Genomic DNA, 16,149 nt, shown 5'->3' with positions numbered 1-16,149 from the left:
GTGGGCGCGTGCACGAACGGTCCTAGTCCCTGGACCGGACCGTGGCGGTAACCTGCGGCACCGGCGAGAGCCCGCTTTCTTCGAGACGGGCCCGGACGGCGTCGGTGATCCTCTGGCGCAGGTCCCCAGGCTCGTGCAGCGAAGTCGTCACGTTCAGGTGTACGCGCCGCGTGGTGGCTGTCGCGGAAGCCGAGCCGACGCCGTCGATCTGCACGCACCGGGCCTTGGCCAGGTGGGCGACGGCGCGGCGGGTCATCACTATCTCCTGCTCCCGCACCGGTGGCGCCTCGTCGCCGGCGCCCGTGCCCGAATCATCGATGGTGAGGGCACTGAACCCTCCCGGAATAATGGCGCAGAGTAACAGGATGACTCCTGCGACGACGGCGGCTATCCCGATCTGCCGCACGGCGGTGTCATTCCATGCCAGTGCGGCGAGCCAGTCGCTTGGTCCCTGCAGCACGGTCGGCCACGACCCGTTGACCAGCCGGGTGACGCTCAGCCAGACCAGCGCGGCGCCGGCGGCCAGGAGCAGTATTCCGGCGATAAGGGCCGGGATAGCGCGGCTGGGCCGGTGCCTCAGGCGCGTGGACCGTTGGTCGTGCCGGCTCACAGCAGCTTCCTTCGTCCGTTGGTGTCGGTTCCGGTGGTCAGCCACGCGATCCTGATGTCGACCTGCCGGACGTCTACTCCGGTCAACTCGGTCACCCGGGTCGCGATCCGGCGGCGCAGTTCCTCGGTGGCCTGGCGTAGCGGCACCGGATACAGCATCCCGACTTCGACGCTGAGAGTCGCGATGTTCCCGGTGATCACCACGGATGCCTTCGGCCGGGCGGAGAGATCAGCACGGGTTCCGATGCCCAGGAATCCGCCGGAGGAACCGCCGGCGGAGGATTCGTCGCTCGCGACCTGGGCGGCGATTTTCTCGATCACCCTGGCCGCAAGGACAGTGTGCCCTCGTGTGCCCGTCTCGACGAAGCCCGGGACGCTGTCCCCGGCCCCGGCCCTGGCCCTGGCCCCGGCCCCGTCCCCGGCCCCGTCCCCGGGCAGGGGCAGAGCGTGGGCTCCTGGCGGGTTCATCGGCTCGATGCTCTACCGAACAGGGCCTGTACATCGAGTTTTCCTTCCGCGACCCGGCCGACCAGCAGTCCAATGAATCCGAGGACCACCGTGGCCAGGAGAGCCAGCCAGCCGCCGAAGCCCAAAACGATTCCCAGTACGAGACCTATGGTCACGCACCAACGTGTAGTAGACATAGCCATCCCTTTTCCTCAACGACCGGTATTTCCTGGCAGGGGACACAATGACAGGTGGTTACTGCAGCTGGGTCTTCGGGACCTGCTGTTCGTCGTGTTCCTCTTCGGGCAGGTGAACGTCGGTGACGTTGATGTTCACTTCCAGCACTTCCAATCCGGTGGCGCGCTCAACGGACTGGATGATGTTGCGGCGGATCGCCTGGCTGACCTCCACCACGGAGAACCCGTAGTCGATGACGATGGAGACATCGATGGCGGCCTGGCGTTCGCCCTTTTCCACGGTGACGCCGCCGCTGACGTTGGTCTGGGAACCGGGAATGCGTTCGGTCAGGGCGCTGAACGCCCGCCGGCCGGCACTGCCCATGGCGAAGACACCGGGAACCTCGCGGGTGGCGATGCCGGCCAGCTTCTGCACTACGGTTTCCTCGATTGTGGTGTCGCCGCGATCGGTGTGCAGTGCGTCCCTCGCCTTCACTTGTTCCAGTGCGCCGCCGCTGGCAACTCCGGGGGTTTTGGGTGTCTCTGTCATGGAAAACATCTCCTCGGGGGACTGGTGATCGTACTTACACCGATAAAGACGAAACCCAATAGGAATCGTCACGTGACGGCACGGATTATTTTCCCCAGTGGGCAACGGAACCTCCTGACGGTTCCCGGCGCTGCCTGGCTGTGGCATATTGGGCCAGACACCGGCAAGTCACCGGACGGGATGGACAGCGAATGGGTGATCACGGCCCCGGCTTCGAACCGGACCTGGACGAGGGGAGCATCGTCGCCCGCGCCCAGGACGGCGACCTGGCAGCATTCGAACACCTGGTGCTCACGTATCAGTACAGACTCTTTCGGCTGGCGTACCGGATGCTCAACGACCGCGGCGAAGCCGAAGACATCGTGCAGGAGACTCTCACCACGAGCTGGTGTGGTCTGCCCATGCTCGCTGATGCCGACGCGTTCGGTGGCTGGATCTACCGGCTGGCGACCAACAAGTGCCTGGACGTGTTGCGCAAGCGGTCCGCCCATGCCGAAAGCATCGTCGACTCGGACGACATGGACGCCATTCCGGGAGCCCGCGCCCGTTCGGTCGGATGGGATCCGGCCCACGAGGCTGAATGGTCCGCCGAACAGGACGGCCTGACCGCACTCCTGAAGACGCTTCCCCCGGCACAACGGGCCTGCTGGCTGCTCCGGGAAATGCACGGACGCAGTTACGCCGAGATCGGTGTCACACTGAAGATCAGCCCGACAGCAGTTCGCGGCACACTCGCCCGGGCACGCCACCAGATAGCAGAAGGGATGAGCCAATGGCGTTAGACGACGTCCCCCGGCTCGGCTGCGGCCGCAGCATCGACAGCATCTGGGCCACCATCGAGCGGCCTCCCACCGCACACGAGGAACAGTGCGACCATTGCCAGACCGCCAGAACCCGGCTGGAAAGACTCAGTGAAGAAACCCGTGCACTGCGCGAAAGCGACGTGCACGATCCCGCGCTGAAACCCGGCCCCGGGATCAAAGACGCCATCATGGATGTGGCCCGCGCGGAAGTCCGCCGCGGCAGCAGAATCCTCCTGCGCAGCGCAGACAACGGCACCACGGAGATCAGCGAACAGGCCCTGAGCTCCCTCGTCCGGTTCGCGGCGGCAGCGATCCCCGGGGTCCACTCACGACGCTGCCGCATCGAAATACGCCCGGCCGCCTCCAGCATCGCCGGTGAAGACGACCCGTCCGGAACCGCTGGCAACGCCACCACTGCCGGCCCTCGCCTCATAGTCAATCTTCGGGTGGCCGCAGCCCCGGGCATCGACATCCCCCTCATGGCGGAGGTGCTGCGACACGAGATCAGCAACGCGATTCCGGCCGGCGTCGGCATTGGCGCCGGAACCGTCAACATCACCGTGGAGGACCTGTACGATGTCTGAAGCGCCCCTCCAAGGCTCCATCATCACCAGCCAGCTCATCGCCTCCCTCGCCGCCCGCACCACGCTGGAAACACCCGGAGTACTCAGGCTCGAACCCACCGTCCAAGGCTTCCTGGCCCGGCTTGGTCCCGCCGCCTTGCGACACCTCCGCAATCCCGGCAGCCAAAACGGCACGTACCGGCACGACGGCGTCACCGCGACCATCAGCAACGGCACCGCACGCGTCCACCTCGATATCGCCACCGACATCGCCTTCACCGCCCTCGATGTCGCCGAAACGGTACAACGACGCGTGCGTGAAAGCATCAGCCACACCGGCCTGACCCCGGGCGCGATCGACATCACCATCCTCGCCATAGAGCACCACCGCGGTCCCACGATCATGTGACCCCGGTGCAATCAACGGCTGCACCACCTGTCGCCGTCGCCGTCCGCAGCATTGCGGCGTCTCAGTCCCGCGAGGCACTGGCACGCCGACCGCAGGGTTAGTGCCGTCGTCGTAATACCAATTCGCACACAGGCGGGGGAACCATGAGCAGGAACGGCAGGAACCGGCACAAGGGCAAGGGCGCGGGGGGTCCCGGGAACCGCGCTTCCGCACCCCAATCCCTGAGCGCTGTCCGTGCCGGCCGTGCTGTGGACGCGCTCACGCCGGCATTTGTCCGCTGGTTCGAGGAGGTCTCACCCGGCTCGGCGGTGGCCGCCCTGGAATGCCTGGAGCCGATTAAGGCCGTCCTGGGCCGCTATATGGACACAACGGCCGCGGCCGACGTGACGAGCCTTGAACCTTTTGGGCTGTCGGTGGCCGTGTCAGACGAAATCCTGGCCACGCTGGACGACGCCGGAGACATTGCCGGCGCCGCGGAGGCGGGTCTCTTCGAGAGCACGCACTTCGTTGTGCACTCCGTTGGCGCCTTCGTCGAGTTTCTCGTTGAGACCGGCCGGTGGAGCGGCTCGGCGGATCAGCTGGCGGCCGTCATGGACTTCCTCGACACGACAGGGGAGGACGACGGCGGCGGGAGCCTCCTCGACGTGCCGGACATCCCCGATGAGGAGGCCCTGGCGGCCTTCTCCGAGCTGCCGCTCATCCGGCGGGCCACGGCGTTGCTGCAATGGATCGGCGAGGGGAAGCCCGTCACGGCCACCGGAGCCGTTCGCCTGCGGGACATTGAAGCCGCCGCTGCCTGCGTCGGCGTCACCGTCAAGGGTGGCACCAAACGGTCCGGTGCCCCGCTGCCGGGCACCGCCGGTGCGGAGGGCCCCGTGCCCACGGTCCGGAGCATGTACGAGGTACCGCTGCTGGCCCAGCTCTGGAACGCGCTGGAGGCGACCGAGCTCCTTGAGATCACGTCGACGAAGGCCGTTCCCTCTGCGGGTTCCGGTGTGTTCCTGGCCGGAGGGCCTTCCGAGCGCCTGGGGGAACTGGTGTTCTTCGTTGACGAGTTCCTGGACACGGCGGTGCTCGGATGGGATCCGGCGCAGCCGTGGGAACGGACAGTCTCGGGACTGCAGGCATCGCTCCTGCTCGCGGCGGCAACTTCGGATCCGCCGGAGAAAACGCGCATCCTGGCCGCCCCGGACAACGCGCCGCCCGCGGAACGGGCGATGGCCGGGCTGTTGACCGGCGTGGCCATCAGCCGCCTCGAAGAGCTCGCGGAGCTGGGACTGCTGACCATCGACACCCACTTCCGCGTGCCGCCGCCCCTCGTCCGCTGCATCGCGAACGTCTTCGACGACGACTGGCTGCTGGCCGACCTGGGGATCGGGCAGGCTCCGGACGATGCCGACTTCGAGCCCACTGGCTTCGAGCCGACCGAGGGGAGCCGTGCAAATTCGGAGCCGGCAGTTCGGACCCCGGTGCTGGCCGCGGTCCGGGATGCGCCGCGGCCGGCGGAGACGCCGATTCTGCAGCTGAAGGTCACGCTCAACGGTTCGAAGCCGCCCATCTGGCGCCGCGTCCTGGTTCCTGCCGGCATGCCGCTCCCTCAACTGCACCAGGTGATCCAGGCGGTGTTCGGCTGGCTGGACTATCACCTGCACGAGTTCCGGGTCGGGGGATTCCGCGGCACCGCTTATGCGCCGGCAAATCCGGACGGTGACGAAGAGTTCTACGGCGAGGCTTCCCGCGACGAATCGACGGCGACGGTCGGCGATCTGCTGCCGGCCGTGGGCAGCAGCATGGGCTACACCTACGACTTCGGTGACAACTGGGTGCTCGCCATCAAGGTGGAGAAGATTCTGGCGAACGACGGCGGTCAGCTCCCGCGGTGCACCGCGGGACGCGGCATGGCGCCGGCGGAGGACAGCGGCGGCACCTGGGGGTGGGCGAACATTGTCCAGGCGGTCAACGATCCGCACCACGAAGATCACAAGGAGTACCGGGAATGGCTGGGAATGCTGCCGGGGGACACGCTGGACCCGAAGGCGTTCGACCTGGAAGCGGCCAACGAGGACCTCGCTGACTTCATGTCCTGACAGCTGCCCGCGGGCGCACCATCAGGATCCGCCGGGGGTGCGGGCCGGCCCTTCTTACCGGCGGGACCTTTTGTTATCCTGAGGGCGGTCAGGCAGTCGGCCTCTCAGCTTCGTGGAGAGTTCTCTATGACAGCCAGACCCAAGGTGACGCCTGCTGCGGGCCGCGCCCCCCGCCCCCATCCTCGGTGCAGGCACGGGCCGTTGGAACACGTCGCACCGACCCGCCCTCGTCACACAGAGCCTCCGGCCGTCTTTCCCTGCCGCGTGACCAGGTGAGTAGTCGGCGACGGTGAAATGCTCCGCAATCCGCCCCATCGTGCCCCCGACCGTTTCGGCACGTCCAGCATGGCGGCCGGGGTGAGGGTACGCAGCCGGCGCGGGTGTGGCCCGCATTATTTTGGGGGCGGGCCACATCCGCGCAGCTTTGTCTGGCGACCGGGACCGCGGAGTCCGGTTGCATCCCGGACGAATCGGTGCACCCGGTGGGATTCGAACCCACGACCCGAGGATTAAAAGTCCACTGCTCTGCCAGCTGAGCTACGGGTGCCGGAGAGGCTTCGCCGGCGGTGGTGCGTCAGTTTTCGCTGGCCCGTTTCCGCGGCGCCCGGTCCTGCCCGGGAGTGCTGCGGCTTTCCGGAGGCTCCTTCGCGCTCCGCTGCCGGAGTTCCTCCGAAACAAGTGTGAGGAGTTCGTGGGCCGCCTCGGACCCGGCGAGCTCCACACACTGCGTCAGCGCGGCCTGCAGCCGGTACAGCTCGGCGGACGGTACGAGCGGCCAGCGACGGAAAGTGCCGAAGATCTGTGAGGAAGGGACGCCCTGGGGAACCTGGCGGTTGACCGTCAAACCGCCATCTCCCGAGGGGGTGCGGTCCGGCGGGCCGCCGGGGCAAGTGCCTGGCCACGGTTGCGGGCGGGTTTTGCGAAAGGGGTGAGGTTGGTGGTGCCGGAATCCATGTTCACGGCGACGGTGACATCCAGATTGCTTGCCATAGACACTATCTCTCTACGAATCACGTGTGGCCGCTGCCTGACCACTTCCAGAATACCGACTCCGGAACAGGCGGCTTCACATTTCCATAATAATTGCCATTTTCCCACCTTCCCGGCGTGGGACCAATGCCCCTAACCAGTCAGCACTGGCGTGCGTCTACTGGAGGTATGCGCCCGTCGCGGGCAACCCGTCACAATCCACGGAGGCTACACCGTGCCGGAGAGTGTGCCGGCTGAATCCAAGGGAACCAAGCTCCCCATCACCCGCGGATAGCAGGGGTACTGCCACCGCCGCTCAGTCCCGATCAGACTCCCGTCAGTCCGAGTCCCGCCGATCCGCATCCTTTCGGTCGGGCTTCTTGGTGGTCTTCGACCCAGCGTCTTTTCGATCGGACCTCTTGGTCATCGAGTCGGGCGGCGCCGGGAAAGCCTCGGCGGGATAGAGTCCGGCGACTTCGAGCATGTAGTTCGCCCACTGCGGGCCGGCGAGCATGTAACCGTCAATGCTCTTGTAGAACTTGCCGTTGACGGTGATGTTCTGCCCGGCCCGTTTCTGGCCTTCCAAGGCGTCTCCGAAGAAGGACGCGGTGGCCAGGCCGCTGGTGTAGCCCACCACCCACGTGGCGCCGTTGGTGTTGGACGTGCCGGTCTTGGCCGCGACCGGGAAACTGGTGTGGACCTTGGGTTTGATGTACACGCCGGACCCCTTTTTCAGCACGTCCTGGAGCGCGGAGTTCACACCCCTGGCAACGTCGGGTTTGATGGCGTCACGGCAGGACTTGGTCTGGGCCGGGAGCTGCTGCCCTGCCGCGTCGGTCACCTCCACAATGGCGACGGGCTCGCAGTACCTGCCGTCGTTGGCGAAGGTGGCAAAGGCATTGGCCAGCACGAGCGGCGCCACCCCAATCGCGCCCAGCAGGTTGCCCAGCTGATGCATGTTGACCTGTGCGTAATCCAGCCCGCTGTGGATTCCTGCGGCATCCACCATTCTTTGGATGCCGCAGAAGTCCAGTTTGGTGGCCTCTGCGAAGGTGGCGGTGTTGATGGAGTTGTAGAGCCCGTAGTCGACGCGCATGGGCCGGTAGTAGCCGGCGTCGTTGTTCTGCAGGTCGTCCGCGGCGCCGAGGCCCTTCTGCTTTGAGCTATAGGCGCCAAGCACCCTGCCGCAGCTGGATTTCCACTTGAAATCAAGGGGATACGACCGCCGGGAGGCATCCACCGTGTCGGCCAGGGACTTGCCTTCGTTGAGCCATTCCGCCAGGGTGAACGGCTTCATGGTGGACCCGGGTTGGAACCCGCCGGCGCCGTTCAGGTCATTCCCGTCGGCGTCCTTGGAATCGACATTGAAATTCAGCTGGGTATCGAATTTTTCCGGTTCGGGGAGGAACACAGTGTTCTGGGCCATCGCCAGGACCTGTCCGGTGCCCGGCCCGATCGAGACCAGCGACGCGCCCCATTTGTCCGGGTTGGCCCCGGCCGTGGCGTCAACCTGGGCCTGCGCGGCCTGCTGCAGCCGGCTGTCCAGCGTGGTGGTGATGGTCAGGCCGCCGCGGTATAGCTTCCTCACCCGGGAGGCAAGGTCGACGCCGTAGGCCGGGTTGTTCAGGATGAGGTGCGAAACGTAGTCGCAGAAGTAGGTTGCCATCTCCGCGCCGGCGCAGCCCTGTTTCCCCGGGTTGAGGGTGAGTTCCACCCCGGTGGCTGCGGCGGCGGCGTGCTCCGTTTCGGAGATCCTGCCGAGGTCGAGCATGGCGTCGAGCACGTGGTTCCGTCGCTGGATGGCGTTGTCCGGGTTGACGGCGGGATTGTAGAAGCTGGGACTTTTCACCAGGCCGGCAAGGAGTGCCGCTTGCGGCAGGGTCAGGCTCTTGGCGTTGGTGCTGAAGAAATGGCGCGAGGCAGCTTCAATGCCATAGGCATCCCGGCTGAAGAACACGATGTTGAGGTAGCCCTCCAGGATCTGGTCCTTCGTGTACTTCTTCTCCAGCTCGATCGCGAGCCGCATTTCGCGCACCTTGTCGCCGATGCTCTTCTGGCCGTTGAGGATTATCCGGTCTCCCTTGTCCGCCGACACCAGGGACTCGTTAAGGACGTTGGTGACGTACTGCTGGGTCAGGGTGGAGGCGCCCTGCCGGCCGCCACTGGTCAGGTTGGACGTCAGAGCCCGAAGAATTCCCTGGGGGTCGATACCGGCGTGCTCGTAGAAGCGGCGGTCCTCGATGGCGACAATCGCGTCCTTGATGTACGGCGACATCTCCTCGAGGCCGACCCTCACCCTGTTCTCGGCGTAAAAGGTGGCGATGGTCTTCCCGTCAGCGGTCAGGACCTTCGTTGATTGCGACGGCGGGTCGACGGTCAGCTCCGTGGGGAGACTATTGAAGAACCCCACGGATTCCCGGACGGCGACGCCGACCCCGGCGACGGCGGGGACCACGAGACCGGCGGCAAGAACGCCGCAGATCACGCACACGGCAAGGTAGCCGAGGACGGCGCGGACACCGGCAGCTGACTTCGATCCTGCAGGATTCGCCAGCGCCATGTTCCCCCCATATGCCACGCTCTAAAATTATTATCAGACTGCCGCAGGTCCCTGGCTTGTCAGACCGCGGGACTGGCGTGGCCGCCGTCGAACCTTCCCCCCGGTCTCCCGACCGTAGAGGCCCTGCGCCGGACGGCACCTCATCCGAACCGGATGGTCTGGCCGTCATTTCGCTTAGATGTTGACACGCCTCTTCGGGCGGGACAAGACTTACTCCACACAACAAACGCCGAAGGTCCTTTTCGGCGCCTTGTCGTGAGGTGGGACAATGCAGATTCCGGCTCCATTCGAATACTTGCGGACCCCCTTGATGGACACTGCGCTCGCCGGCGACCACAGCCCGCTGCAGCCGATGAACCTCCGGCCGAACCGGCCCCAGGGGCTGACCGACGTCGACGATCCTGACGAGCTCGGCGAACTCCGCCCCGGCGTCCGGTCGCCACGGACGCACCGCCGACACCCTCCACCGGCGCCCGGCGGTACAGGATAAGCCCGGTGCCCGCACGGCCGGCCCACCCCGGAAGAGGCTGAGCCTCGACGGCGTCGGCTTCGCCTACACCGCGGACCGCCCCGTCCTGCAGGACATCGACCTGACCGTTCCGGTGGGCAGCACCCTCGCGGTCGTGGGGCCCACGGGTGCGGGGCAGGCCGATCGTGCCGACCGTGTCTGCGCCCCGGAATTCCTTGAGCAGTACGTCCGCCCCCACCTGGGCGCGGACGCCGCAGGCGGTGGCGGGACGTGGACCACGCAGGTGATCCAGCTGGACGGCTCCGGGGCCGCTACCGTTCAGGTCGAACTCGACGGCGGGCCCCCGGTGTTCGCCAAGCTTTTCCCCTACGAGGACGGCCCCGCGGTCCACGCCAAGCTGCAGGCCCTGCGCGGGGCCGGGCTGGGGACCGGCTCCGCGTTCCAGGCCGTCGAGCCCTCTCCGGCAACGACTACGACAAGATCCGTCTCGAGGACCAGCGGCTGGCCTGGCTGGACGGGCACCGGGAGGCCCTGGCGGGCGTCTGCCGTGAGGTGCTGCGCCAGGCCGCCCGCCGGATTCCCGTCAGCTCGCCGGGATCACAAGGCCCTTGAACTTGGTCTGCAGGAAATCCTTCATGTCCTGCGAGGTCAGGATCTTGTACAGCTTCTGCACGCGCGGATCATCCTTCATCTCGGCCTTCACGGCCAGGACGTTGTAGTACGCGCTGTCCTTGCCCTCGACCAGCAGCTGCTTGTCGGCGCTCAGGCCGGCGGGAAGGGCGAAGGCCAGCGTCACGATGGCCGCGTCCTTGTCGTTGAGGGCCTGCGGCAGGCTGGCGTTTTCGATCTCGGTGAACTGGAGGTTCTTCGGGTTCGCCTTGACGTCCTTGAGCGTGATCGGGTTGTCGCTGACCTCGATCAGCCCCTTGGACGCCAGCAGCTTCAGGGCGCGGGACTCATTGGTGGGGTCGTTCGGGATGGCGATCGAGGCGCCGTCGGGAAGCTCTTCCAGGCTGGGGACATTGTTGGAGTACAGGGCCATCGGCGGCAGGTAGACCTTGCCCACGCTGACGAGATCCTTGCCGGAAGCCTTGTTGTAGGTCTCCATGAACGTCGTGTTCTGGAACAGGTTGGCGTCGATGTCGCCGTCGCTCACGGCGGGGTTGGGCGTGTTGTAGTCGCTGAACTCCTTGTAATCCACGGTGAGGCCCTCCTTGGCGGCGAGCTCCCGCTGGACATGCTTGAGCATGTCCCCGGCCGGCACCGCGAGGGCGCCCACCTTGATGGTCTCGGCCGAACCGGTGGAGGTGCCCGCGCCGCAGGCGGACAGGGCGAGGATTGCGGCCACTCCGGTGGCGGCGGCCTTCAGGATATGTGAACGGAACATTTGGAACTCTTTCGCAGAATGGAACGTGTGGAGGAAGGACATTTTCGGCGCGGTGCGGCGGCTACCGGTGGGACAGGCGCCGCGCCGCGAAGTTGCCCAGGGACTGGAACACCTGTACCAGCAGGACCAGGAGGATAACGACGCCGAACATGTATTCGGGGCTGTAGCGCTGGTAGCCGTAGCGGAAGGCGACATCCCCGAGGCCGCCGCCGCCGACGGCACCGACCATGGCCGAGTAGCCGATGAGGCCGACCACGGTGGTGGAGAGGCCGAGGGCCAGCGCCGGGACCGCCTCGGCCACCATGACCTTGGTCAGGATGGTCCAGCGGGTGGCACCCAGGGACTGGGCGGCCTCGACAAGCCCGACGGGCACTTCGCGGATGCCGATCTCCACCAGACGGGCGAAGAACGGAATGCCGGCGATGGTCAGCGGGACAACGGCCGCGGTCGGTCCGATGAAGGACCCGACCAGCAGCCGGGTGAAGGGAATCAGCAGGATCATGAGGATGATGAACGGGATGGACCGGCCAATGTTCACCACGACGTCCAGCACCCGGTTGACGAAGAACCCCAGCGCCCGGCTCCCGAAGAGCTTCGACAGCAGGCCGCCGGACTCGGTGGTCACGAGCAGGACACCCGCGGCGAGGCCGAAAACGACCGTGAACAGCAGGCTCAGGCCCACGGTGTAAAACGTCTCCCCGGCACCCTTGAGGATGGTGTCCAGGAGGTCCGACCAGAAGTACGGGTCATTGCGGTCGATCACTGGAGTACCTCCACGAAGAGTCCCTGGGAACGGAGATCGGCCACGGCGCCGGCGACGGTCTTCGTGTCACCGGGCAGTTCGAGCCTGGTTCGTCCGGTCTGGCGCCCGTGGATGGTTTCCACCGCGGCACCCAGGATGCCGACGTCGATGCCGTGCTTGCGCGCCAGTTGGGCGATCACGGGGCGGTCCGTGGTGACGCCGTTGAACGTGATTTCCACGATGGCGCTGGAAGTCACCGGGATTTCCCCGAGCGGGAACAGGGCCTGGCCCAGCAGTGACTTCTCCGTTGTCAGCAGCTCTTCCACGGGACCCTGCTCCAGGATCCGCCCGCCGCTCATGACGGCGGCGGAGTCGCAGATCCGCTTCACGACATCCATTTCATGGGTGATGAGCAGCACTGTCAGCCCCAGGTCCTTGCTGAGCTGGCGGATGAGATCGAGGATCTGCCGGGTGGTTTCCGGATCGAGCGCCGAGGTCGCCTCGTCGCTGAGCAGGACCGACGGGCTTGACGCCAGCGCCCGGGCAATGCCGACGCGCTGTTTCTGCCCGCCGGACAATTGTGCGGGGTAGGCGGCGGCCTTGCCGTGGAGGCCCACCAGCTCGAGGATCTCCAGTGCCCGGGTCCGCCTTGCCGCCCGCCCGGCGCCGGTGATCTCCAGGGAAAGCTCCACATTCGCCTGAACGGTCCTGCTGCTGAGCAGGTTGAAGTGCTGGAAAATCATGCCGATGTTGTGCCGGGCAGCGCGCAGCTCCGTGCCGGCAAGCGTGGTCATCTCGCGGCCGTCGACGCTGACGCTGCCCGAATCCGGACGCTCCAGGGAATTGATGGTGCGGATCAGCGTGCTCTTGCCGGCACCGCTTTGGCCAACGACGCCGAAAATTTCGCCGCGGCCGACGGACAGCGAGACGTCGTCAAGCGCCCGGACCGCCGCCGCCCCGGAGCCATAGCTCTTCGAGACCCGGCTTACGGAAATCATGGTTCTCCCTGGGTGGCTGGAATCCCGCGCTTTCGCAGGGATGGGGGCGGACTTTTTTGCCGCGCACGAGTCACAAATTCTGCCAAACAGTAGATAGTGGCACCTAATCCGAACTTCTTTTCACGAAATCTGCAGTGGCGGCGAAATAATTCCGTCACAATGAGGAGTACGGCGCCGAAGCATCCCGGCATCCGGAAGCGCCGGAAAACGGCAGCCCGCCGGTCATCCCGGCGGATTGTGTGCTTCGTCACTGGTGGGCTGATCATCCCCAGAGGCGTGGATTCTGCGGCGGGCAGTCTAGAGTTTCTCACCGCCGGGTAGTAGCGTGACAGGAAATGTCAACGCGCATTACATGCATTCGGGAGCGATCATGTCACATGTGACACGTCGGATGGTTGCCTTCACGGCGGCCTTGGCCTTAAGCATGACGGGCGGCGCTGTCGCCAGCCCCGCGTTCGCGGATCCACGGGAAACCGCCAAGACCTCGACCGCTACCGGGTACGGCGGCGCTGTGAGCACCGTGGACCCGGAGGCATCCGCCGCAGCCATCGACGTCCTCCGCAAGGGCGGCAACGCGGCCGACGCCGCCGTCGCCGCAGCCGCGACACTCGGGGTGACCGAGCCCTACAGCGCCGGGATCGGCGGCGGAGGCTACTTCGTATACTACGACGCGGAGTCCGGCGAGGTCGGCACGATCGATGGCCGCGAGACCGCCCCGGCCGGCATCACTGAAGACGCGTTCATCGACGAAGCGACGAAAAAGCCCTACAACTTCACGCCCGAACTCGTCACGAGTGGCGTCGCCGTCGGTGTTCCCGGCACCCCTGCCACGTGGGAGCGAGCCCTGGACCGGTGGGGCTCGGTCAGCCTCGGCGACGCCCTCAAGCCTGCCATCAAAGTGGCAACCCGCGGCTTCGTGGTCGACAAAACGTTCCGCCAGCAGACCCTCGACAACAAGCACCGCTTCGAGGCGTTCACGTCGACGAGCAGCCTCTTCCTCCCCGGCGGGGACGCCCCCGCCGTCGGAAGCGTCTTCCGGAACCATGACCTCGCCGCAACGTACCGGCTCCTCGCGAAGAAGGGCACGCGCGGCTTCTACAGCGGCCCGCTCGCGGCGGAGATCGCGGCGACCGTCCAGGCTCCGCCCAAGACCGCCGGCACGAAGCTGCCCGTCCCGGTCGGCTCCATGACGACGGCGGACCTAGCCGCCTACCGCGCCCTGGATCAGGAACCCACAAAGGTGGAATACCGCGATCTGGAGGTGTACGGCATGGCGCCGTCGAGCAGCGGCGGCACCACCACGGGCGAGGCGCTGAATATCCTGGACACATTCGACCTCTCCGGGATGTCCGCCCCCGGCGCGCTGCACCACTACCTCGAGGCGAGCGCGCTGGCCTTCGCCGACCGGGGCAGCTACGTGGGAGACCCGGCGTTTGGCAGCGTCCCCACCGCCGCGCTCACCGACCCGCTGTTCGGCAAGGAGCGCTCCTGCCAGCTCGACCCGCGGAACGCCGCTGCCAAGCCTGTCCTGCCGGGTGATGTGTCCTCGTACGACGGCGTGTGCCCCGCTACCGCCGCGGCGCCCGTGGATGAGAAGGACACCGAGAACATCTCGACGACCAACCTGACGGTCGCGGACAAGTGGGGCAACGTGGCCGAGTACACGCTCACCATCGAGCAGACCGGAGGGTCCGGCATTGTGGTTCCCGGCCGCGGCTTCCTGCTCAACAACGAGCTGACCGACTTCTCCACCGTGTTCAACAAGACCGACCCGAACCGGATCCAGCCGGGCAAGCGCCCGCGCTCGTCCATGGCGCCCACCCTCGTCCTGAAGGAGGGAGAGCCGTTCCTCGCGCTCGGCTCGCCCGGTGGATCGACCATCATCACCACAGTCCTGCAGACGATCCTCAACCGCGTGGACCTGGGCATGAACATCTCGAAGGCCATCGCGGCACCCCGTGCCTCACAACGGAACACGGCCACGGTCACGGCCGAGCCGAAATTCATCGCGCTGCACGGCAAGGAGCTCAAGCGGTACGGCCATCAGTTCACACCATCGGGGGATGCGTTCACTTCGGCGGCAGAAATCGGGGCCGCGACCGCCATCGAGTTCCTGCCCGACGGCCGCATGGTCGCAGCGGCCGAGCCGGCGAGGCGCGGTGGCGGATCCGCGATGGTGCTCACACCGTCGCCGAAGCCGTGAAACGAAGCGGGGAGAGTCACGTGCCGGATCAACAAAGCCCGGGGGAGCGCCCTATCTCGTGGTGCTGCATCCATGCAAGCATGGGGGCTCACCGAAAATGCGCAGAGACGGGACTCGATGAAATCCAACGAACTGCTGCTCGACGCCTTCGCCCGGATCCGCGAGACCGTGGCCGCCAGTCTCGACGGGGCCGACGCCGAGGTTCTGCTCCGTCGGCCTTCGGGGAACGGTAACTCGATTGCGTGGCTGATCTGGCACCTCAGCCGGGTCGAGGACGCACAAGTGGCCGCCGCCGCCGGCCTGAAACAGGTCTGGACCTCGCAGGGGTTTGCCGGGCGGTTCGAGCTGCCGCTGTCCGAGCGCGACACGGGCTACGGCCATTCCAGCCGCCAGGTCGACGCCGTGAAGGCACCGCCGGGGCTCCTGCTCGACTACTACGACGCCGTGCACCGGCAGACCGTGGAGTTCCTGGCCAGCCTCGGCGATGCGGACTTCGACCGCATCGTCGACACCCGCTGGGATCCGCCCGTCACGCTTGGTGTGCGGCTGGTCAGCACGATTGCCGATTGCCTCCAGCACGCCGGGCAGGCCGCGTACGCCAAGGGCCTGAACCCCGGGCCGGCAGCCTAGGAACCGTTGGTTTGGGTGGTACCGCGGTGCGCGTCGTTCGCCGCGGCAACCAACCGATCGAAACTGGCGGTCCCGATTTCTGGAGGGACCACGGTGAAGACTGCGAACCATTTCTCCGGGGTTTCCGTCTCCACCGATGCCACCCGTTCCACGTGCAGGTTCAGCCCGGGCACCCCGCCAACGAGGAGCGGCAGCCGCTCTCCGCTCTTGACCATACGCCGGAATTCCTTAACCGACAGCTGGTCATCCAGGGTTCCCGTCACCTCGGCGATCGTGTCGTTTACCCTTTTTGTCAGCCCCGTCATGAAGGCCCTTCGACGCGAGAGCGAGGGACCCGTCAGTACGGCCGCGACGATGACCGTGAACAGCACAACGGCCCCGAAACTCCTCAGGCCGTGAATGAAAATCATCAGGATGAGGCAAAGGATCAAAGCGAAGACGCTAAACATGACGAACCGGACCAGGGGATTCTCGCCGGGTTTCCTGGACCACCGGACCAGGACGACAGTGTTCTGTCGGGACTGATCGTGCCGTGGATTGTCCATGA

At 66.2% G+C, this 16,149-nt stretch carries 18 protein-coding genes and 1 tRNA gene; 7 read left to right on the top strand and 12 right to left on the bottom strand.

The window, feature by feature from the left end; genetic code table 11:
- Positions 1 to 22: 22 nt before the first annotated feature.
- The 4 genes from J2W14_RS19265 to J2W14_RS19250 are packed head-to-tail and all read right to left on the bottom strand — an operon-like array spanning position 23 to position 1,782.
- A complete protein-coding gene (locus tag J2W14_RS19265) occupies positions 23 to 610 on the bottom strand; it encodes a DUF6286 domain-containing protein (RefSeq protein ID WP_307465513.1) in 588 nt (195 codons plus the stop codon).
- Positions 607 to 1,077 (bottom strand): Asp23/Gls24 family envelope stress response protein, encoded by a 471-nt coding sequence (locus J2W14_RS19260; protein ID WP_307465511.1) that lies wholly within the window; start codon positions 1,075 to 1,077, stop codon positions 607 to 609. Before J2W14_RS19260 ends, J2W14_RS19265 begins: the two co-directional genes overlap by 4 nt.
- Entirely contained in the window at positions 1,074 to 1,253 is a 180-nt protein-coding gene (locus J2W14_RS19255) for a hypothetical protein (RefSeq protein WP_307465510.1), read from the bottom strand. The genes J2W14_RS19260 and J2W14_RS19255 overlap by 4 nt, the downstream gene beginning before the upstream one ends.
- A gap of 58 nt (positions 1,254 to 1,311) precedes the next feature.
- Positions 1,312 to 1,782, bottom strand: a complete 471-nt coding sequence (locus J2W14_RS19250; RefSeq protein ID WP_307465509.1) for an Asp23/Gls24 family envelope stress response protein — start codon at positions 1,780 to 1,782, stop codon at positions 1,312 to 1,314.
- Between the two features lie 191 nt (positions 1,783 to 1,973).
- Here J2W14_RS19250 and J2W14_RS19245 point away from each other — a divergent pair, with 191 nt between their 5' ends.
- From J2W14_RS19245 to J2W14_RS19230, 4 genes are all read left to right on the top strand, one after another.
- On the top strand, positions 1,974 to 2,564 hold the full coding sequence (locus J2W14_RS19245; protein ID WP_307465507.1) for an RNA polymerase sigma factor: 591 nt from the start codon (positions 1,974 to 1,976) through the stop codon (positions 2,562 to 2,564).
- Positions 2,555 to 3,169 carry an Asp23/Gls24 family envelope stress response protein gene (locus J2W14_RS19240; RefSeq protein ID WP_307465504.1) on the top strand — a complete coding sequence of 205 codons (615 nt, stop codon included), beginning with the start codon at positions 2,555 to 2,557 and terminating at the stop codon, positions 3,167 to 3,169. The genes J2W14_RS19245 and J2W14_RS19240 overlap by 10 nt, the downstream gene beginning before the upstream one ends.
- The gene (locus J2W14_RS19235; RefSeq protein WP_307465503.1) at positions 3,162 to 3,557 is read left to right on the top strand and encodes an Asp23/Gls24 family envelope stress response protein; all 396 of its coding nucleotides are present in this window, start codon (positions 3,162 to 3,164) and stop codon (positions 3,555 to 3,557) included. The genes J2W14_RS19240 and J2W14_RS19235 overlap by 8 nt, the downstream gene beginning before the upstream one ends.
- 143 nt (positions 3,558 to 3,700) lie before the next feature.
- Positions 3,701 to 5,644 (top strand): plasmid pRiA4b ORF-3 family protein, encoded by a 1,944-nt coding sequence (locus J2W14_RS19230; protein WP_307465501.1) that lies wholly within the window; start codon positions 3,701 to 3,703, stop codon positions 5,642 to 5,644.
- Positions 5,645 to 6,118: 474 nt separating this feature from the next.
- On the opposite strand, the gene J2W14_RS19225 is transcribed toward J2W14_RS19230, so the two are convergent.
- The 4 genes from J2W14_RS19225 to J2W14_RS19210 all read right to left on the bottom strand — a co-directional run bounded on the left by J2W14_RS19225 (position 6,119) and on the right by J2W14_RS19210 (position 9,173).
- A tRNA-Lys gene (locus J2W14_RS19225) sits at positions 6,119 to 6,191 on the bottom strand.
- A 27-nt stretch (positions 6,192 to 6,218) separates the two neighbouring features.
- Complete coding sequence (locus J2W14_RS19220) at positions 6,219 to 6,488, bottom strand: hypothetical protein (protein ID WP_307465499.1); 270 nt, start codon at positions 6,486 to 6,488, stop codon at positions 6,219 to 6,221.
- Positions 6,485 to 6,634, bottom strand: coding sequence for a hypothetical protein (locus J2W14_RS19215; protein ID WP_307465497.1), 150 nt, complete (start codon positions 6,632 to 6,634; stop codon positions 6,485 to 6,487). The genes J2W14_RS19220 and J2W14_RS19215 overlap by 4 nt, the downstream gene beginning before the upstream one ends.
- Positions 6,635 to 6,950: 316 nt before the next feature.
- Entirely contained in the window at positions 6,951 to 9,173 is a 2,223-nt protein-coding gene (locus J2W14_RS19210) for a transglycosylase domain-containing protein (RefSeq protein WP_307465560.1), read from the bottom strand.
- A gap of 310 nt (positions 9,174 to 9,483) precedes the next feature.
- On the opposite strand from J2W14_RS19210, the gene J2W14_RS19205 reads away from it, so the two are divergent.
- Complete coding sequence (locus tag J2W14_RS19205; protein ID WP_307465496.1) at positions 9,484 to 9,663, top strand: hypothetical protein; 180 nt, start codon at positions 9,484 to 9,486, stop codon at positions 9,661 to 9,663.
- Between the two features lie 562 nt (positions 9,664 to 10,225).
- Here the strand turns inward: J2W14_RS19205 and J2W14_RS19200 are convergent.
- The 3 genes from J2W14_RS19200 to J2W14_RS19190 form a co-directional block, all read right to left on the bottom strand.
- Positions 10,226 to 11,029, bottom strand: a complete 804-nt coding sequence (locus J2W14_RS19200) for a MetQ/NlpA family ABC transporter substrate-binding protein (RefSeq protein WP_307465494.1) — start codon at positions 11,027 to 11,029, stop codon at positions 10,226 to 10,228.
- Between the two features lie 61 nt (positions 11,030 to 11,090).
- Entirely contained in the window at positions 11,091 to 11,792 is a 702-nt protein-coding gene (locus tag J2W14_RS19195; RefSeq protein WP_307465493.1) for a methionine ABC transporter permease, read from the bottom strand.
- A complete protein-coding gene (locus tag J2W14_RS19190; protein WP_307465491.1) occupies positions 11,789 to 12,769 on the bottom strand; it encodes a methionine ABC transporter ATP-binding protein in 981 nt (326 codons plus the stop codon). The genes J2W14_RS19195 and J2W14_RS19190 overlap by 4 nt, the downstream gene beginning before the upstream one ends.
- A 370-nt stretch (positions 12,770 to 13,139) precedes the next feature.
- Between J2W14_RS19190 and ggt the strand changes: the two genes are divergently transcribed.
- On the top strand, positions 13,140 to 14,972 hold the full coding sequence (ggt, locus tag J2W14_RS19185) for a gamma-glutamyltransferase (RefSeq protein ID WP_307465489.1): 1,833 nt from the start codon (positions 13,140 to 13,142) through the stop codon (positions 14,970 to 14,972).
- A 117-nt stretch (positions 14,973 to 15,089) separates the two neighbouring features.
- Positions 15,090 to 15,602 carry a mycothiol transferase gene (locus J2W14_RS19180; RefSeq protein WP_307465487.1) on the top strand — a complete coding sequence of 171 codons (513 nt, stop codon included), beginning with the start codon at positions 15,090 to 15,092 and terminating at the stop codon, positions 15,600 to 15,602.
- Here the strand turns inward: J2W14_RS19180 and J2W14_RS19175 are convergent.
- Positions 15,599 to 16,147 (bottom strand): hypothetical protein, encoded by a 549-nt coding sequence (locus J2W14_RS19175; protein WP_307465486.1) that lies wholly within the window; start codon positions 16,145 to 16,147, stop codon positions 15,599 to 15,601. The genes J2W14_RS19180 and J2W14_RS19175 overlap by 4 nt on opposite strands.
- Positions 16,148 to 16,149 lie beyond the last annotated feature (2 nt).

This window comes from Pseudarthrobacter oxydans (assembly GCF_030812335.1).
GTDB lineage: Bacteria > Actinomycetota > Actinomycetes > Actinomycetales > Micrococcaceae > Arthrobacter > Arthrobacter oxydans_B.
This window is presented reverse-complemented; position numbering and strand designations above follow the sequence as displayed.